This is a genomic window from Shewanella sp. A22, assembly GCF_053850585.1.
This window is the reverse complement of record NZ_JBSQBN010000044.1, coordinates 14,047-32,902: the sequence shown is the minus strand read 5'-3', so window position 1 is coordinate 32,902 and position 18,856 is coordinate 14,047. Positions and strand designations below refer to the sequence as shown.

The 18,856-nt window shown below is 39.4% G+C and carries 15 protein-coding genes; 5 read left to right on the top strand and 10 right to left on the bottom strand.

All coding sequences use genetic code 11. The annotated features are described in order from the left end of the window. The first annotated feature begins 216 nt into the window (after nt 1-216). Complete coding sequence (locus tag ACWXWT_RS10120; RefSeq protein ID WP_456041461.1) at nt 217-750, top strand: GNAT family N-acetyltransferase; 534 nt, start codon at nt 217-219, stop codon at nt 748-750. A gap of 87 nt (nt 751-837) precedes the next feature. On the opposite strand, the gene fur is transcribed toward ACWXWT_RS10120, so the two are convergent. After that, nucleotides 838-1,269 (bottom strand): ferric iron uptake transcriptional regulator, encoded by a 432-nt coding sequence (gene fur, locus ACWXWT_RS10115; protein WP_188916637.1) that lies wholly within the window; start codon nt 1,267-1,269, stop codon nt 838-840. A gap of 354 nt (nt 1,270-1,623) precedes the next feature. On the opposite strand from fur, the gene cobB reads away from it, so the two are divergent. After that, nucleotides 1,624-2,355 carry a Sir2 family NAD+-dependent deacetylase gene (cobB, locus tag ACWXWT_RS10110; RefSeq protein WP_456041460.1) on the top strand — a complete coding sequence of 244 codons (732 nt, stop codon included), beginning with the start codon at nt 1,624-1,626 and terminating at the stop codon, nt 2,353-2,355. Nucleotides 2,356-2,398: 43 nt separating this feature from the next. Next, the gene (locus ACWXWT_RS10105; protein WP_456041464.1) at nt 2,399-2,824 is read left to right on the top strand and encodes an ATP-binding protein; all 426 of its coding nucleotides are present in this window, start codon (nt 2,399-2,401) and stop codon (nt 2,822-2,824) included. A gap of 64 nt (nt 2,825-2,888) precedes the next feature. Here the strand turns inward: ACWXWT_RS10105 and ACWXWT_RS10100 are convergent, their stop codons facing one another. The 6 genes from ACWXWT_RS10100 to ggt form a co-directional block, all read right to left on the bottom strand. After that, the gene (locus ACWXWT_RS10100) at nt 2,889-4,985 is read right to left on the bottom strand and encodes a bifunctional 2',3'-cyclic-nucleotide 2'-phosphodiesterase/3'-nucleotidase (RefSeq protein ID WP_456041459.1); all 2,097 of its coding nucleotides are present in this window, start codon (nt 4,983-4,985) and stop codon (nt 2,889-2,891) included. A 385-nt stretch (nt 4,986-5,370) separates the two neighbouring features. Next, complete coding sequence (locus tag ACWXWT_RS10095) at nt 5,371-7,548, bottom strand: M3 family metallopeptidase (protein WP_456041458.1); 2,178 nt, start codon at nt 7,546-7,548, stop codon at nt 5,371-5,373. A gap of 244 nt (nt 7,549-7,792) precedes the next feature. Then, nucleotides 7,793-8,188, bottom strand: a complete 396-nt coding sequence (locus ACWXWT_RS10090; RefSeq protein ID WP_456041457.1) for a phosphate ABC transporter substrate-binding protein — start codon at nt 8,186-8,188, stop codon at nt 7,793-7,795. A gap of 11 nt (nt 8,189-8,199) precedes the next feature. After that, on the bottom strand, nt 8,200-9,369 hold the full coding sequence (locus ACWXWT_RS10085; protein ID WP_456041456.1) for a porin: 1,170 nt from the start codon (nt 9,367-9,369) through the stop codon (nt 8,200-8,202). 72 nt (nt 9,370-9,441) lie between these two features. Next, nucleotides 9,442-11,058 carry a methyl-accepting chemotaxis protein gene (locus ACWXWT_RS10080; RefSeq protein WP_456041455.1) on the bottom strand — a complete coding sequence of 539 codons (1,617 nt, stop codon included), beginning with the start codon at nt 11,056-11,058 and terminating at the stop codon, nt 9,442-9,444. A 480-nt stretch (nt 11,059-11,538) separates the two neighbouring features. Beyond that, nucleotides 11,539-13,239: a gamma-glutamyltransferase gene (gene ggt / locus ACWXWT_RS10075; RefSeq protein ID WP_456041463.1), complete on the bottom strand. Its 1,701-nt coding sequence runs from the start codon at nt 13,237-13,239 to the stop codon at nt 11,539-11,541. 162 nt (nt 13,240-13,401) lie between these two features. Here ggt and ACWXWT_RS10070 point away from each other — a divergent pair, with 162 nt between their 5' ends. After that, nucleotides 13,402-14,592, top strand: coding sequence for a GNAT family N-acetyltransferase (locus ACWXWT_RS10070; protein WP_456041454.1), 1,191 nt, complete (start codon nt 13,402-13,404; stop codon nt 14,590-14,592). On the opposite strand, the gene ACWXWT_RS10065 is transcribed toward ACWXWT_RS10070, so the two are convergent. The 3 genes from ACWXWT_RS10065 to ACWXWT_RS10055 form a co-directional block, all read right to left on the bottom strand. Continuing rightward, nucleotides 14,589-15,206, bottom strand: a complete 618-nt coding sequence (locus tag ACWXWT_RS10065; RefSeq protein WP_456041453.1) for a LysE family translocator — start codon at nt 15,204-15,206, stop codon at nt 14,589-14,591. The two genes, ACWXWT_RS10070 and ACWXWT_RS10065, sit on opposite strands and share 4 nt — an antisense overlap. 103 nt (nt 15,207-15,309) lie before the next feature. Beyond that, on the bottom strand, nt 15,310-16,350 hold the full coding sequence (gene hppD, locus ACWXWT_RS10060; protein WP_456041452.1) for a 4-hydroxyphenylpyruvate dioxygenase: 1,041 nt from the start codon (nt 16,348-16,350) through the stop codon (nt 15,310-15,312). A gap of 71 nt (nt 16,351-16,421) precedes the next feature. Continuing rightward, complete coding sequence (locus tag ACWXWT_RS10055) at nt 16,422-17,582, bottom strand: homogentisate 1,2-dioxygenase (protein ID WP_456041451.1); 1,161 nt, start codon at nt 17,580-17,582, stop codon at nt 16,422-16,424. Between the two features lie 219 nt (nt 17,583-17,801). Between ACWXWT_RS10055 and ACWXWT_RS10050 the strand changes: the two genes are divergently transcribed. Further along, on the top strand, nt 17,802-18,728 hold the full coding sequence (locus ACWXWT_RS10050; RefSeq protein WP_456041450.1) for a LysR family transcriptional regulator: 927 nt from the start codon (nt 17,802-17,804) through the stop codon (nt 18,726-18,728). The last annotated feature ends 128 nt before the right edge of the window (nt 18,729-18,856 follow it).

Genomic DNA, 18,856 nt, shown 5'->3' with positions numbered 1-18,856 from the left:
GTCTCTCAGGTATTCCACTTCTGTGTTACATCGATTTAAAAGGGAACAACCATTTCTACATCAATGCGCCTTGAATTGAAAAACCTGAGAGACTCTGAACTGACCAGATATTTAATGGGATTGGTATTAGATATTATCAATAAAATTGTGTTTTAATGAATCTTCTCAAGGAAACTACATCTTGAATATTTCAATTTTTAATGATTAAGGATTATCATGACTCAGCTTAACGCGCCTCAATTACCTGCCATTATTACAGAAACTGACCGGCTAATATTACGTCCATTTAATGAAGGCGACTTTGAATCCATTTTTCTGATGAATAGCATTCCACAGATGTTGACATACATTCCACAAGATCCATTAATGGATATCACGCAAGCTGAAGCGGTATATCACGATATTATTTTGGCGGCTTATGAAGAACATGGTTTTGGCCGTTGGGCGGTACACCATAAACAAGATGAAAAGGTGATTGGTTTTTGTGGACCTAAGTACATCTCTGAGTATAACAAAGTAGAACTAGGTTACCGCTATTTCCCTGAATATTGGGGCAAGGGCATTGGTTATGAGGCTGCAAAGGCTACGGTTAAAACCTTAAAACCACAGTTTGATATTGATTCAATCATAGCGTTAATTTTGCAAGGCAATACAGGTTCAGAGGCAATAGCCAGAAAACTTGGAATGAGTATTCATGAACAGAGTGAATACCATGGTGCTAAAGTTAATGTGTATCAAATGGCGTTATAAATTCGAATATAATATTGAGATTTAAAACAAAAAAAACCAGCAAATACGCTGGTTTTTATGACTGTTTAATCAGTATTGCGACAAATATTATTCGTCAGCATGATCGCAAGTGTCGTTAGTGCAGTGACCATACAGATACAAACTATGATGAGTGAGCTTTATATTATGACGCATTGCGATTTCATCTTGACGACGTTCAATCACTTCATCAGAAAACTCGATAACTTTATCACAGGTTAAACATACCAAATGATCATGGTGTTGTTGAGTCGACATTTCAAACACGGCTTTACCACTTTCAAAATGATGACGATTTAGAATGCCCGCATCATCGAACTGGTTTAATACTCTGTAAACTGTCGCAAGACCAATTTCTTCTCCAACCTCGAGTAGTTTTTTGTATAGGTCTTCGGCACTGATATGCTGATTTTCAGGCTCTTGCATCAGTTCTAGAATTTTAACTCGCGGCAGAGTTATTTTTAATCCGGCTTTTTTTAGCGCTTGATTTCCATCTGTCATTGCTAATCTCTTGATTGCAGAACCCATCGGTTCATCGGTGGATAATCTAATCATTATATGTGTTGAATTTAAAAACATAAACCTCTTAAGGCAGTTAATCAACTTATATATAGATTATTTAGTAAAACACGCACTTATGTGGATATTATTTGCTATATATTACGAATACTTACTCAATAAACTTACTTATACTAAGGGATTATTGCGTCACCATCACGATAATATAAGATAAGTGCGTTAAGGTTAAGTGTCATTTAATCGTGTTTTTTGATATCTGATCACAAGGATATTGTGCAATATAGTGTTAATGTAAATACAGTAAAAGTAGAGTGTGATAACAATAAAGGACTTAACATGTACCGGCAAATAGTGGTACTGACCGGCGCGGGGATTTCAGCTGAGTCAGGTATTAAAACATTTCGAGACCAACATGGTTTATGGGAAGAACATCACATTGAGGATGTTGCTACACCAGAAGGTTATGCCCGAGATATTGACTTGGTAGAGCGTTTTTATAATATGCGTTGGCAGCAACTAAAGGGGGATGATGTTGGTCCGAATGCTGCCCATGAAGCCTTAGCTAAACTTGAAGCAGAATTTACCGGTGAGCTGTTAGTTATCACCCAGAATGTTGACGATTTACACGAACGAGCCGGTTCTCATCGGTTATTGCATATGCATGGTGAGCTTGCTAAAGGGCGTTGCCCACAGTCTTTGCAAACGTTTGCTTTACGTGAACCTTTTGGGGTTGATAACTGTTGCACGTGCTGCATCCCAGCCAAGCGGTTACGTCCACATATTGTATGGTTTGGTGAAATGCCTTTTGGTATGGACAGGATCCACGATGCATTAGACCACTGTGATCTATTTATTGCCATTGGTACTTCGGGGACGGTATATCCTGCCGCCGGTTTTGTCGACTCGGCTAATCATCATGGTGCGCAAACTGTTGAGGTCAATTTATTAGAAGCAGATAGGCACAGCCAGTTTCAGTATCATTTTACCGGAAAAGCAGGGGAGATTGTCCCCAAATTAGTCGAACAGATTTTATCTGGTAAGGTGATTGGCAGTGATCGAACAGCGTAATTATTGTCAGCCAAAAGCGCAAAATCCTAAAGTTGCCATTATTATGCGTGGTTTGCCTGGTAGCGGCAAATCACATTGGGTAGAGCACTATATTGCGTCGCTAGGGATTGAACAGTCAATGCGTGTCCGACAACACGGCTATTTTTCAACCGACAACTATTTCTTCAATCAAGGGGAGTATCGGTTTAACCCGCAAAAACTTCCTCAATTTCATCAAGCTAACTTAACTGCGTTTATTGAGGCATTAGCTCATGGTGAACCGTTAGTTATTTGTGATAATACTAATGTCGCGAGATGGGAGTTTATGGCTTACGATGCTGCTGCTAGAGCTTTAGGGTACCAAGTTAGAGTTGTGTTAGTTGGACAACCTAAAGATTGTGAGCATCAACATTTGTGCGCTGCACGTAATCAACATCATGTTTCTCTGGCGCAAATTCAAAAGATGGGCCATCTATTTGAAATTGAATAAGTGAAGTTAATAGCAATAAAAAAGGCGCTTAAAGCGCCTTTTTTTTATTGTCTAACTATTAATATTAATTAGCAACAACGGGTGTTGTTAAATCAATGCTATAAATTGCAAAGCCAGCGACAACATCGCTAGTTACTGGTAATTTAACCATTTTACGTTGTTGGTTATCTGCGACAAACTTGTCAGCAAGCTCGCTGTCTTGAGTCTCAAAACGAATATCTAATGCAACGGTTGCATTGTCGATTGTTTTAAAGTCCCAGTTATAATCAGCGGTTGGATCAACCATTGCGTCATATCCGCCAGTCGCATTCGGTTGTGATTCTTCAGTGATATAAGCAGATAGTGCATCACGGTTGGTGTCTGGTAGTTCAAGCACTACGTGGTCAGACCCCGTACCTGCAAATGAACCACCAAAGGCACGGTAGTTATTTGAGGCAACAACAAATGACATCGCTGCTAATTCGTCACCGCTAATAACAGTACCATCAGCAGCTGTGTAAGCTAAATCAACAATACGATTAGCATCAGCGTTAACGACGTCACAGCTACGATCATATTTACTTGGTTGTGTAACATCAATTTTATAAGTTAAGCCGTCGATGACGTCAAAGTTATAAGTTGGGTGACCATCACGGTTAATCAAGTTTTGTGGAGCACTGACAGTCGGGTCAATTTGATTAAACTGGTTTGCTGAACACTCTAACCAATCTTTTAATTCAGCCCCTGTCGCTTTAACAGCAACCAAGGTATTTGGGTAAAGATATAAGTCAGCAGCATTTTTATAAGACAAATCACCTTTAGCAACTTGAACATACTGGCTTGCATCACCTTCAGCATAACGACCACCAGCTTTAAATGGTGCAGATGCTGATAAGATTGGTAGGTCTTTTAAGTCATCAGTGATCAGTGTTTTAACACGAGCGATTTGCGCATTTGATACAATCTGAACCGTTGGATCATCTTGTACAAGTGTTAAGAAACTATACATGTCTGAGGCAGCAACCCCAATAGGTTGGCTAACGTAGTCAATCGTGCCTTCATGTTCTAGCTCAATTGCATCACGTAAGCTATCTTCACCTGTCACTAATTCAACTTTATTGGTGTTGTCATAAATTGGACGAGCTTTAGCGGTTGATTCTTCGTGAATAACAGTCCATTTACCTTCAACTTGACGAATAACTAGGTCAACAACACCTAAGTTGTCACCCCAACGACCAGGCATAACAGCAGGAATGCCGTTTAATAAGCCTTTCTCTACGTCTGTATTTGGTAAATCACTATAGCCTGCAGCAGGGAACACAGAGTGGCTGTGGCCAAAGAATATAGCATCAATGCCATCAACATTAGTTAATGCGTAAGTAGCGTTTTCTGCCCATGGATCACCTGGGTTTTCACTTGAACCAATACCTGAATGCGGAATAGCTAAAATAATATCAGCACCTTCAGCTTTCATTTGAGGAATAAACTTATTAGCGGCTTGTACAATGCCTAATACTTCAACTTCGCCATCTAAGTTTGCTTTATCCCATTGGAGAACCTGAGGTGGCACAAAACCGATATAACCGATTTTAATTGTGTGTTCATTACCATCCACGTCAGTTACGACTTTGTCTTTAATAACAAAAGGCGTGAACATGTTTTCATTAAATAACACATCGTTCCAACAGCCATCTTTGTTGGCACAAATAACGTTAGCGTTAATGTAAGGAAACTCTGCTCCACTGATGGACTGTTTTAAGAAATCTAAACCATAGTTAAATTCGTGGTTACCAATGTTGCCGACTTCGTAGTCTAAAGTGTTCATTGCTTTATAGACAGGGTGGGTGTCGGTTAGCATGTCATTGTCAGTTTTAAATTTATGAGCAATATAGTCGCCCATTGGACTACCTTGTAATAAATCACCATTATCAACTAATACTGAGTTGGTTGCTTCAGCACGCGCCGCATTAATTAGACTGGCAGTACGCACAAGACCAATGGTTTTATCTTCAGTGCTTGAGTAATAGTTATAATCCATCATGTTTGTATGAAGATCAGTAGTTTCCATTACGCGTAACTTGATATCGGCAACTGTTGCGGTTTGATCGTTGTCGTCTGAATTGCATCCGCTTAAGCCCAGTGCACCTGCGATAACCACTGCAAGTATTTTTTTATTTAACATATAGTTCTCTCTTTTTATTTGACCCTGAGGCGCATATTGTTATTTTTGCCTCATACGTAGTGTTAACATTCCTTATCTATTTTGATAATTAAATGAAAACGACGCGCTGATTATAGGCGTAATAAATGAAGGAATTGTGATGCGGCGCTAAATAAAAGTTATTAATAAGTGAGGTTGCGCAATTTATAACCGTAATAGTTGATAAATAATCGGCTAATGATTATTTAATCTGATGTTAATTTAGTGAGTGGTAATGCGTGAGCGAAAGTTTGATATAAAGTGAAATGTGTTAAAAAGAATGAAAATGCATATTTAATGTAATAATATTCGCAACGCACGGTGACGATTGCGAATATTATTAAATATAAGGACTAGTGAATATAGGTTACGATTTGTTTTTTAATAATCCTTTACTGCGCAAGAGTGGTTCTATACCTGCTTCTTTACCTCTAAATTGCTTGTAAAGCACCATTGGATCTGCACTTCCGCCTTTGGATAAAATATTGTCACGAAACTTTTGTGCTGTTTCAGGATCAAATATGCCATTTTCTTTGAAAGCTTCGAAGGCGTCAGCCCCGAGAATATCAGACCACAGATAGCTATAATATCCAGCTGAATAACCGCCTGCAAAAATATGTGAAAAAAAAGTGCTGCGATAACGAGGTGCTATTTCATTAATCAATCCCATTTTGTTTAATGATGCCATTTCAAACTTGGCAGCATCACGAACATTACTATCTTGCAGCGAATGCCAATCCAGATCCAAATAGGTCGCAGCCATGTATTCTACCGTGGAAAATCCTTGGTTAAATTGGCTTGCTGCTTGAATTTTTTCAATCAATGACTGTGGTATTACTTCACCTGTTTGATAATGTTTAGCAAATATTGCTAGCACTTCAGGCTGAGTCATCCAGTTTTCCATTACTTGCGATGGAAACTCAACATAATCGCGGGGCACAGCGGTTCCAGATTGTGAGCGGTATGCCACATTTGATAGCATGCCATGTAAAGCATGGCCAAACTCATGGAAGAGAGTACTGGCTTCATCGAAAGTTAATAACGCAGGTTCGTTGCCGGCAGGACGAGGAAAGTTAAGTACATTAACAATGATTGGTTTTGATTCAACACCATTCATATTATATTGTTTACGGTACGAGTTCATCCATGCCCCACCGCGTTTACTTTGACGGACAAAATAGTCCCCCATAAATACCGCCATCAAACTACCGTCTTTATCGTAAACTTCCCACGTACGTACGTCAGGGTGGTACTTAGGCAAATCGGTACGTTCTTTTACAGTGATACCATATAAACGATTAGCAGTGTAAAACACACCTTTTAATGTACTTTCAAGTGAAAAGTATGGTTTAGTTTGTTGTTCATTAAAACTGTATTTTGCCACTCGAATTTTATCTGAATAGTACCACCAGTCCCATGCTTCTATGGTAAAGCCTGCACCTTGAGCATCGACAAGTGCTTGCATGTCTGCTACTTCATTTTTAGCTTGATTTAACGCTGCTGGCCACACTTTATCTAATAAACCATAGACGTTTTCTGGGGTCTTAGCTGTCCGTTCTTCTAGCACGAAATGGGCATGAGATTGGTAACCCATAAGTTGAGCTCGTTGCGCTCGTAATGAGGCAATTTGAGCGAGCACTTTTTTGTTGTCGAATTCATTATCATTATTGGCTTTAGAAACATACGCTTTGTAAAGTGTTTCACGCAGCTGTCTATTGTCTGCATAGGTCAGAAAAGGTGTTATTGACGGACGATGTGGAGTGAAAATCCATTTGCCAGGATGACCAAGTCTAGTGGCTTTGCGTGCTGCTGTGTCAATCACATCTTGTGGTAGACCAGATAAATCATCTTGGTTATCGATGATAAGTTTAAAGTCATTGGTTTCGGCTAAAACATTATCGCCGAACGTTAAACTTAGCTTACCAATTTGTTCATTTAAACTACGTAGTTTCAGTTTATCATCTGCAGATAAATTGGCGCCACCGCGGGTAAATGATTTGTATGTATCCTCGAGTAACTTAGCTTGTGCAGTATTAAGCGGTAAGTTATCACGTTGTTCATAAACGGCTTTTACTCGTTTAAACAGCTTATCATTAAGGTAAATATCATCTTGTGATGATGAAAGCTTGGGTGAAATCTGCTTGGATATTGCCTGTAATGCGTCGTTGGTATCCGCACCCGTTAAATTAAAGAAGACGTTGGCCACTCGAGTTAATAAGTCCCCTGAAAACTCCATCGCTTCAATCGTATTGGCAAACGTTGGTGTTTGTGGATTGTTGGCAATAGCACTAATTTGTTGTTGTAGTTCGGCTATGCCTGCTTCAAATGCGGGAAGATAATCGTCTGTCGTGATGTTTACAAAATCTGGTATTTCTAAAAATGTGCCATAAGGTTTAAAAAATGGATTGTCGGCATGTTGCTGTTTTATTTGTGCGGCAGATAAATCCATCGTAGTGGTTTGTTCTGTTGTTTGAGAAGAACAGGCGCTTAAAGCAAATACAACGGCAATGCTAGCGAAAAGTGGTTTAAGGGATAAGCCCTTCATGTTGTTTCCTCTTCGTTTGAACCCTTTTAGCGTAATAACCGCTTTTTAATACTAATGCCAGTTATTATCAGGTCACATAATGAATGGTATTAGTAAAACAGGATTGATTTAATTATTTTCGCAACAATTTTACCTATTTTTTAATACCCTTTTTAGATTAGTTTGTAACAAAAAAACCGAGTAGCTATTAGGCTACTCGGTTTATACATAAAACATTTCTTGGTGTTGTTAAGATTAGATAATATTAAGGCTTTAAAATGATCTTTACCGAAGCATCTACATCGGCTTCATCAATGTAGCCAATGGCACTAGGGTTACTGGCTACGGCTGACTTCATTGCCGCAGCATTAGGCACTGTCGCTGGTGGATTACCTTTACCCGTAAAGACCTGCTTAGACCAAAAGGCCTTAAGTTGCGCATCTGACTTACGAGTGACAGCTTGATGAAACTCGCTGCGTATCGCATTACCTTCTGCAAACTCATACACAACAGCTGATGAGTCACCTTTACCTAAAAAGGCTTTTTTTGCATCGCTGGCAGAAATGTTGCTGGCCGTTGGGTTACCTATTAATACGACCGCGGCATTTGCATATGCTACGGTTGATAAACTTAGGGTTAAAACAGTTAATAACGTTTTCATTGTGACACTCCTTAAAATACTGCGTCGAATTTAACGGTGTACATCAAGGTGTCTTCATAAGTAAATTTACCCGTAGACGTGTCGAAGCCGTTATGAAGTAACCCACCCGAGGTGTCGCCAAAATCGTCAGCGTATGTCAAATCGAATTTAATTGCGACATTGTCGATGGCATCCCAACGTAAACCTAAGCTGTAAGACATGCGCTCCGCGTTAAAGGCAAGTGTTTGTATTGGATTAGCTGCACGTTCTTCATTATCTTTGCTTTTATGATAGCTAACGGTCGCATAAGGGGTTAAAGCCTTAATGCGGTAACCTAAGGTTAAGTAACCAGAATCGCTATCTTTAAAAGCGCCATCGACTTCAGTTCGCGTAAATTCTGTGATAGCAATAAACTCACCGTTATCATAGCTGGCACCCAGACCAATGAACGCAGCCGTTTCGTCATTGAGTTCGATTAGAGTGTAACCAGTGTCTGTGGTGATAGCGCCATCGAGTTGGGCTAAGACATAAGCTGCACGTAAGGTCAAAACCTCATCAGTCCAAGTTACGTTAGCGCCTATTAAGTCGCTGGCAGTGAGAGTATCATCTTCATTCTCACCACCATAAGCTTGTACTGTTACCGTAGAGTCATCTAAGTCAAAATCATATGAAATATCGGCACCCGTGTATGATGATGGTGCCTCACTATAAACTTCAATGTTAGGGCGGGCAGTGATATGTGCGTATCCGACATCTAAATAATCAGAGTACATAAAGAATGGTAAACGAAGTTTACCGCCACGGATTTGTATACCATTTTCGAAACGGTGAGATAAATAGGCCCATTCAGCTTCGACTTCCCAGTCGTTACTTCCGCGCATCATAAGCTGTAAAACGGCCTGAGTACGATCAGATATGTTAAAGGTACTCTGAAACCCGAACTTACTGTCTTGATCAAAATTAGCACTAGAGCTGGCATTGTTTAAACCAGCATCGTTGTTTGAGCTGATATAAGCGCCACTGATAAATCCATTAAACTTAACTTTGTCTGTTAGGCTGGCATTTTGTTGTGCTTGTAACGCTTGTACTTGCTGCTCTAATTTGGCAATTTTTTCATCTGCTGCATCATTAGCTATTGCAATGCTAGGTAGCATTGCAAGAGAAATTGCAATTGGCAGCGCTTTTAAATTAAATGTCATCATCTCACTCCTCGATATAACTCATCATTTGCCCAATAGGCTTACTTTATAATGGTATGTACTGATACAATTAACTCAAACCTTAAACTGGTTTGTAATTGATTGCAGTCTTTCACTAACGTTTTGAATATCAACACTGATCCCGCCCATGTCAGCTGTTGTAGCTCTGACTTTTTGTGCACCATTCTCCATTTCAGCCACATATTGTTGAATTAATATCGAAGTATTGTGTTGTTCTTCCGTTGCTGCCGCAATTTGTTCATTTACTTCTGAGATTGCACTTACTTTACTGGTAATATTTGTTAAGGCATTACCTGCAACAGATGTAGAGTTGACTCCTTTTTCTGCAGTTTCAATACTGCTTTGCATTGCATCAACAGCCTGTTTAGAGGTGCCACGCAATTCTTGAAGCACTTGTTGAATTTCGCCTGTTGATGTTTGGGTGCGCGATGCTAATGTTCTTACTTCATCCGCTACAACAGCAAAACCTCGGCCATGTTCGCCCGCTCTGGCCGCTTCAATTGCAGCATTAAGTGCTAGCAAATTTGTTTGATCTGCAATACCGCGTATGGTGTCTAAAATGTCGTTAACGTTATGGGTAAATGCATCTAATTGATTCACTATCACAGCGGTAGAACGTACTTCTTCTGCTAATGCCTTAATTGTGGTAACCGCTTCATTCACAATCACAAAGCCTTGTTTCGCTTCGGTATTGGCATTTTCGGCTTCTAAGGCTCCACTGGATGAAAACTCGGCAATATGAGTGACACTGACAAACATTTCTCTCATGGCATGAGATATTTGCATTATCGCCGCATTTTGCTGTTCAACATTAAGCTCACTTTGTTGACTGCCGCTGAGTAATGAGTGGGCAACTTGATTAAGATGTTCTGTTGTATTTTTGGTATCGGCAATCGATGACTGAAGTTTTGACACAAATTGATTAAACCAATAAACCAATTGAGCCATTTCATCTTTACCTTGGTATTGAATACGTGAGCGTAAATCACCTTCACCTTGTGAAATGTTTCGTAAAGACTCAGTTACGCTATCAATGGTGCTAATAATGGAACGATTAACTAGGAAACCAACCAATATCATCACCAAGGTAGCAACAGCACCAATCATCATGACATTATTTTCGGTTTGGTTAGAATTCGCTATTGTAGTTTGAATACTATGTTCAAATTCTATTGAAAAGGCTTTTTTCTTTTCTGCAAAATCTTTTACTAATTTCTGATAACGCTTGGCATTGTCAGCCGCTTGAAGTTTTATTTTATTATAATCGACGTCAATTTTAATAAATTCAGCGGCCAAACTTCTTGCGTTACTGTAATACAGTCCAACATCTTTAATGAATTGCTGGGAAGAGTTCACTTCAGCTGGTAATAAACGGGCTAATTTATTTAAGTTATCTGATATTTGTGCAACCATTTTATTTGCACTATCTAAACCATCTTCTTCACCGGTAGTAATGGCCGATTGAATTGTTTGATCTAATTGAAGCAATAACCCTTGATTAAGTGTGGCTATATTGAGTGCTGGATAAAGTTGATTTTGAAGTTTGTTTAATCGTTGTGCATTATCTTTACCTGTTTGATTATTGATCATCATTGACATCACAAACGAGATAATGGCAACAAATGTTAATAAGGTAATTCTATGTTTGATTTTAAAATTAGTTAGCTGCATACAACCTTTTTATTATCAATTTAGTAACATTGATAATAATAGCATGTTTAACATAAGAATAATGTTTATTGCCATGACATAGGTTTATAGTTGAGTTTTTATTTTAACTATTGATTTTGTTGATTTTTAATTAAAAGTCTGTGCCGGTGGATAATCTGACAATTTTCAATAGTTGTTTTTTTTGAGGCGATCGTACGTTAAAATCATGTAGTTTTACCGTTGATAGTCATGCTGTAAAGGATTGATTTAATGTTTAAATTTTAAGTTTAATAATGCTTTTAACGTGTGGGTTTACATGACTTAAGTTATTAATGAAAGTCATGTAGGAATTATTTTTAATAATTTAATTTTTTTGATTTAGATCACAAACTTATTTTTATATCTGAGGTTGCAAATCAATTGCATTTAGATTTGAGTATATGAATCGTAGCGGCTTTGTTATTCTTCGCCGCTACTATTCATAATTAATGATTAATTGTACTAATAACCTATAGCAGCAGATCCAGCTCGCCTTGGATCTGAAGCACCATAAAGACCTTGTTCTGTCATCATTATCGATTGGGTGCTCCCAATCGAATTTTGTATTTTAATTTTATGTCCTTTTGCTTCAAGTATAGAAATAGTATCGCGATTTAATGTGTGCTCTACCCAAATAAAATCAGGTAACCATTGATGATGCATACGTGCAGCCGCAGTCGCTTCTGCAATATTAAGATGATGATCAATTACATTCATAATCATTTGCAACGTAATATTAATAATTCTAGAACCACCTGGGCTACCAGTAACAATATATGGCTTGCCATCTTTCATTACCATAGTTGGACTCATTGAGCTAAGAGGACGCTTATTTCCTTCAACAGCATTAGCATCACCACCAATTAAGCCATAGCCATTAGGCGTGCCGGGTTTAGCCGAAAAGTCATCCATTTCATTGTTTAATAAAATACCCGTGCCTTTAGCGACTAAGCCAGAACCATAACTAAAATTAAGAGTATAAGTATTTGCTACGGCATTGCCCCATTTATCGATAACGGAAAAGTGGGTGGTTTGATCGCTTTCATATGGCGCGAGGTTTCCCGGTTTTATTTCATTACTGGGTGTGGTTTTATTGATGGCGATTTTGCTGGCAATATCTTTAGCATATTTTTTGCTAGTCAATTGTTTAACTGGCACGGTAACAAAATCTGGGTCACCTAAATACTCACTTCGATCTGCATAAGCATATTTCATTGTTTCAGCCATAAGATGCAAAGTGTTTGCGGTATTATGGCCTAATTTATCAATGGGGAATTGCTCAAGTACATTGAGCATTTCAATAATATGAATACCACCAGAAGATGGCGGTGGCATAGATACCACTTCATAGCCTCGATAATTACCGCGAACGGGTTCACGCTCAACAACTTGATAGTTAGCCAAATCTTGTAAGCTCATAATACCGCCTGCATCTTGCACTGCGGCGACAATTCTTTCAGCCGTTTCGCCTTGATAAAACCCTTTACTGCCTTTTTGTGCAATTAACGATAATGAATGGGCTAATTCTGGTTGTTTAAGTATTTCATCGACTTTATAGTCACTGCCATCAGCATGATAAAAAATCTTGGCAGAACTCGGCCATTGAGTGATCCGTGGCTTGAGGCCACTCAGCGAGTTTGCTAAATCAGACGTTACCACAATACCGTTTTGGGCTAATTGAATCGCAGGGGCAATGACTTGTTTTAGATCCATGGTGCCATATTTTTTTAACGCTAGCTCCATGCCCATTACTGTGCCCGGAACGCCTACGGCCAGACCGTGCTCTCGGCTGAGTTTGTCTACAGCATTGCCTTGTTCATCGAGAAAAATATCTTTGTGAGCTTTAGTTGGGGCAGTTTCACGGTAATCGATAGCTATTGTTTTATTTTGTTCAGATAAATGGACTAGCATGAAGCCACCGCCACCAATGTTACCTGCTCTAGGCAAGGTAACAGCAAGCGCATAACCCACTGCTACCGCGGCATCAATGGCATTGCCACCTTGCTTTAGAATATCAACGCCGATTTGGCTGGCTAAGGCTTCTTGGCTTGAGACCATGCCATGTTTGGCATAAATTGGTTGAGCTGTCGCTGTTTCACTGAAAATAGAGATATCATTGGCATAAGAAGGTGCGATATTCAACGCGGGATAACACAGTGACACTGAGAATACTGCGCTAAGTAATAGAGGTTTCAGTTTAGGGAGTCGTTTCACGATCAATCCTTGGTGTTAATTTATTTGATTATGTTGTAGAACATGCCACATGATAGCGTCAATTGGTATGAGATTTTAAATGATGCAATTAACATTTACGGGTGGGTATAGGTGGAAAAAACGAAGGCAATAGTTTATCAATTCAGATTTGCTAATACTATTAGTGAGATAAAAAAATCTGACTGGAATCTGCACTTTGATGTAGATCATCCATTTACTCGCCATGAATATTTATCCGCTTTAGAATCAAGTCAATGTGTCAGTTTAAAAACTGGCTGGCAGCCCAAACATTTGATCGTGAGCCTGGCCGATACCATCGTTGCTTTAATGCCTATGTATGTCAAAAGTCATTCGTGGGGGGAGTATGTGTTTGACTGGGCATGGGCTGAAGCTTACGAACGCCATCAGATTAGCTATTATCCTAAGCTTGTCAGTAGCATTCCTTTTACGCCAGTAACGGGGCAGCGCATCGGTTTTTCGGCGTTACTTAGCCAAAGCGACAAACAATTGCTTGTGACCCAAATGACAGTGTTTATCACTCAAAGCCTTATTGAGCATGAATGGTCATCTTGGCATGGTCTATTTAGCCATCAAGCAGAGCATGAACTTTGGGAGAGTACTTTGGCTGTCCAACGTCTTGGGTGTCAATTTCATTGGAAAAATAATGGTTATAGCAATTTTAATGATTTCTTAGCCAGCCTCACTTCTAGAAAACGGAAAAATATCTCTAAAGAGCGTGCGTTAATTCAACAAGCTCAATTACACTTTACATTTATAGAAGGCAATAAAGCCAGTATTGAACAATGGCAAGGTTTTGTCCGTTGTTATCAGAAGACATATTTAAAGCGTTCTGGGCATCAAGGGTATTTATCGGCTGATTTTTTTAAGTTGATAGCTGCCAATATGGGGGAATCAATTCGATTGTTAATTGTTAAAAATAACAATAGTGAACTTGTTGCCTCAGCACTGTATTTTGTGTCAGACAGTCATTTATATGGTCGTTATTGGGGGGCGTTATCAGAGTATGATGGCTTGCACTTTGAGGCGTGTTATTACCAAGGGATTGATTATGCTATTGCCAATCAGCTAAATGTATTTGATGCTGGTGCTCAAGGGGAGCATAAAGTCGCTAGGGGGTTTTATCCTGTACAAACTCATTCTAGCCATATTATGAGCCATCAAGGTTTTAGTGATGCAATAGAGGATTTCTGTAAACAAGAACTGTCTCATATTCAGCAATATATGCAGCAAATGACTTTACAGTTACCTTATAAAGCGAAGTCATTGTTGTTTAAGGCTTAGCCTAGTGCTAACCAAATACCAACTAGAATCATTAAGCTTCCGGCAATACGATTCATCCAGCGGATATTATCGCCACGGCTTAAAAATAACCGTAAGCTTTTACCGCCGCTGGCATAAGCCAGCATAGACACACTTTCGGTAACCATTATTATACCAAGCAAAACAGCGAGTTGTGGTCCGACGGCATTATCGACATTTATAAATGGTGGTAATAGCGAAATCATAAAAGCCCACCCTTTAGGGTTGGCAATCGCGGTAATAAATCCTTGGCTGATTAAACTCATGCGACTGGTTTTTACTTCAAGGCCAGTAATGATGGCCATTTTACCTTTAGCGCGCCACATATTTATGCCAATGTAACCCAGGTATGCGCCACCCACCCATTTAAGAATATCGAACACTTGTGGGTAGTTCAGCATGATGCTGGCAACCCCAAGTACTGCCGCAATGGCGACTAAAGACACGCCCACTAATTCACCTAACATCATCCATAAGGTTTTACGTACGCCAATGCTCATGCCTAGGGTCATGGCTAATGTCATGCACATACCAGGGGTGATAGACACAAAAAAGAACGTTGGAATAAACACGGCAAGTACGGCGTAATCTGGCATTGGAAAGGTCTTTGATTAGAATGTAGAAGGCAGAGTGTAAAGGCCTAAAATGATAAAAACCAGCAATTTGCTGGTTTTTATGTATCACTTCGTGTCTATAAAATTACAGCACGCCGCGTTTCATTTGATCGCGTTCAATCGATTCAAATAACGCAGTAAAGTTACCTTCGCCAAAGCCAAGGTTGTTTTTACGTTGAATGATTTCAATGAAGATTGGACCAAAAAGGTTTTTGGTGAAAATTTGCAATAAATAACCTTCTTCATCGCCATCAACCAAAATCTGGTGATGCTTAATACGATCGTGATCTTCGGTCACCTGTGGTAATTTCTCGAAAATGGTGTCGTAATATTCAGGAATAATATCCAGTGTTTTGATTGAGGTGCCTTCCATTGCATCGAGTGAGGCCACAATATCACGACTTCTAAATGCAAGATGCTGTACACCTGGGCCATTGTATTCACCTAAGTATTCATCAATCTGATTTTTATCATTGCCTTTACCTTCGTTTATCGGGATACAGAAACTGCCATCCGGTGAACGTAGAGCATAAGATACCAATGCGGTTTGTGCGCCGCTGATATCGAAATAACGCACTTCAGTAAAACCAAAGATGTCTTTGTAAAAGTTAGCCCATTTTTCCATAGTGCCTTTGTAGACATTATTGGTTAAATGGTCGACTTCCATAAAGCCTTTTTCAGGCGTTACGATAGGCTGTTCTAAATCGACAAAGTCAGTTTGATAGATATTGTTTTGTTCCCCAAAAATGTCAATAAAATAAATCAAGCTATCGCCGATACCGTAAATAGCTGGGTAGGGCATGTCTTTATTAGCATCATCGGCTGGTTTTGCACCACGGGCTACCGCTTCTTTAAAAGCAAACTGTGCATCCTCAACGCGCCAACCCATTGAGCAAATAGCAGGCCCGTGAGATTTGGCAAATTCTGCAGAAAAGCCTGCACGACCTTTATTTAATAGAAAGTTAATGTCATTTTGTTTGTAGTAAACAATGTCATTATTTTTGGCTTTTTTTAACATCGAAAAACCAAAATCGATAAATACCTGATGCATATATTCAGTATCTGGGCTAGCAAATTCGGTGAATTCAATGCCTAACAGGCCCAGTGGATTTAGTTCGCTTGCCATGTTGTTTTCCTTTATTTTTATGTCAACACGCCATCACTCTTAGGTGACTTGGGTTAGTTATAAATGTGGTCTTAGTTTTCTAACCAAGAGCGGTTGTAATCATCACTCATGCAATTTTTTACATGAGTGGTTAAATTCAGTGGGGCGAAGGTATCAACCATCACCGCATATTCGTATGTTTCGGTTTTGCCGATAGAGGCTTCTGTACGACCTGGTTGTGGACCATGTGGTACACCTTTTTGATGCAGTGTCATGTAGCCCGCTTCAATGCCTGTGCGGCTCATAAAGTCACCATCGACGTAATACAGCACTTCATCGCTGTCGATGTTGTTGTGGTAATAAGGTGCGGGTATCGACTTAGGATGAAAATCGTATGGGCGTGGCACAAAGTTACAAATGACAAAATTGTGTGCCGTAAACACTATATGCTCAGAAGGTGGTAAATGAATTTTGCCTACTTTAGGCGCATATTCACTAATGTTAAATGCCCAAGGATAAACGCAGCCATCCCAACCTACTAAGTCAAATGGATGCCATTGCAGAGTCATTTTCTGGTAGCGCTCACCAAATTTACACATTAACGGAAACTCGCCTTTTTCAACCACGGCATCGCTTAAGGTTGGTGTACGAATGTCTCGTTCACAGTAAGGCGCAGACTCAAGCATTTGGCCGTATTCGTTTCTGAAATGCTTTGGCACTTCGACCATTGAAGATGATTCGATAACAAATAAGCGTACATTTTGATAATCGTTAAATTTAAGTTGGTACGTGGTCCCACGTGGAATAATTAAGTAATCCCATTTTTTGGTATCAATGACGCCATACTCACTCAATAATTGGCCTTCACCTTCGTGAATAAACACCACTTCGTCAGCATAGGCATTACGATAAAAGTCATTGGTATCTTCTGTCACTTTCGCTGTGTACATCGCGACATCATTATTGAAAAATATTTTATTTCGGGCGCTAAAAAAGTTGCCTTGGCAGTCAGCTTGGCGCGAGTCTAATTTGTAATTTTGAATTAATGAGTCTTGCCATTGTTCACCATGAGATAACGAATAAGGTTGAACGTCTATCGCTTTGGTTGGCATATTGTGATGATATTTATTGGAATAAATATTCGAGAAGCCATGAGTTGAAAATAATTCTTCACGGTACAACTCGCCATTATCTCTTTCGAAGGCAATGTGGCGTTTGGTCGGGATCTGACCTTGCTTAACATAGAATGGCATGTGATTGTCCTATGGTGAATCGACTGCGAATGTCGTGGCGTTTATGTTATTTGTTGTTATGGCCTAATCGCATTGGGTAACCCGATATGTGATCTAACTAACAATTTAGTGGTAAAGATCAACAAAAAAAAGAATAATAAATAACTCAACTCAATCAATTTTTTAGATTGTTATGTTAGCTTTACATTTGTGTATGGATAACGGGACAGTGGAAATCTTATGCGTATAGATATCGATGCCTTTAATGTACTGCAAGTACTTGTTGAGGAAGGAAGTTTTTCAAAAGCTTCAATGCGGTTACACAAGGCACAATCGGCGGTAAGCTATCAGGTTAAAAAACTGGAGCAACATCTCGGTGTGACATTATTTAATCGAGATCATTATCGTGCTGAGTTAACACCCGAAGGTAAGGTGATTTTGGCTGAAGGTCAGCGTTTATTACAGCATTTAGCCAATATTGAACATCTTGCAAGCCGCTTTAGTCAGGGGTGGGAGCCTAAGCTTGAGTTAGTGATAGACGGTGCTTTGCCGATGGAGCCGATCATGACCGCCCTTAAGCGCATGTCTGAACATAATATTCCTACTAAAATTCAACTCAATATGGAGTTTCTTGGCGGAGTGCAGCATCGCTTTGAACGCGACCAAGCTGATTTGATGCTCGTGAAGGATTATCGTACAGGTCCTTCGTATCACCCTATGTCATTACCCACTATCACTAGCGTGTTAGTGGCATCATCAAAACATCCTTTAAGTCAGTTAAAGGCCATTAGTTTGCCGGAGTTACAGCAACATGTTGAGTTAACCATTGAAGACTCATCTCCAGGTAAACGTGACCGAGATGAAATGCAATTCGGTGGAGACAAAGTATTCTATCTTTCAGGTTTTATTATGAAGAAAAATGCGTTGTTAAAAGGATTAGGTTTTGGTTGGATGCCGGAATTTTTAATTGCTGAAGAATTACATCAAGGGCAACTGATTGAAGTCGATTTTATTGGCGGTAACCGGTTTAGTTTTACACCGCAATTAGTGTCCACACTTGAACGTCCGCTTGGGCGAGCAGGGCAACTATTTACCGAACTTATTCTGCAAGAGTTTACTACGTATCAACAGCATCAATCAGGATTAAGTGGAGCAGGACTTGGTTAACAAGTCTAATCTTATCAATTCCTACGAAATATTTTGCAGCAAAGTAGACATGGGCAAATCGTCAACATCTTGTTAACCTAAATCCATACAATTATCCAATTGCGATTCAATTTTACTCTTACCCCATT

Coding starts and splice junctions, on each gene's coding strand:
- ACWXWT_RS10120 (WP_456041461.1), top strand. CDS start 217: ATGACTCAGCTTAACGCGCCTCAATTACCTGCCATTATTACAGAAACT.
- fur (WP_188916637.1), bottom strand. CDS start 1,269: ATGACAGATGGAAATCAAGCGCTAAAAAAAGCCGGATTAAAAATAACT.
- cobB (WP_456041460.1), top strand. CDS start 1,624: ATGTACCGGCAAATAGTGGTACTGACCGGCGCGGGGATTTCAGCTGAG.
- ACWXWT_RS10105 (WP_456041464.1), top strand. CDS start 2,399: ATGCGTGGTTTGCCTGGTAGCGGCAAATCACATTGGGTAGAGCACTAT.
- ACWXWT_RS10100 (WP_456041459.1), bottom strand. CDS start 4,985: ATGTTAAATAAAAAAATACTTGCAGTGGTTATCGCAGGTGCACTGGGC.
- ACWXWT_RS10095 (WP_456041458.1), bottom strand. CDS start 7,548: ATGAAGGGCTTATCCCTTAAACCACTTTTCGCTAGCATTGCCGTTGTA.
- ACWXWT_RS10090 (WP_456041457.1), bottom strand. CDS start 8,188: ATGAAAACGTTATTAACTGTTTTAACCCTAAGTTTATCAACCGTAGCA.
- ACWXWT_RS10085 (WP_456041456.1), bottom strand. CDS start 9,369: ATGATGACATTTAATTTAAAAGCGCTGCCAATTGCAATTTCTCTTGCA.
- ACWXWT_RS10080 (WP_456041455.1), bottom strand. CDS start 11,058: ATGCAGCTAACTAATTTTAAAATCAAACATAGAATTACCTTATTAACA.
- ACWXWT_RS10065 (WP_456041453.1), bottom strand. CDS start 15,206: ATGCCAGATTACGCCGTACTTGCCGTGTTTATTCCAACGTTCTTTTTT.
- hppD (WP_456041452.1), bottom strand. CDS start 16,350: ATGGCAAGCGAACTAAATCCACTGGGCCTGTTAGGCATTGAATTCACC.
- ACWXWT_RS10055 (WP_456041451.1), bottom strand. CDS start 17,582: ATGCCATTCTATGTTAAGCAAGGTCAGATCCCGACCAAACGCCACATT.
- ACWXWT_RS10050 (WP_456041450.1), top strand. CDS start 17,802: ATGCGTATAGATATCGATGCCTTTAATGTACTGCAAGTACTTGTTGAG.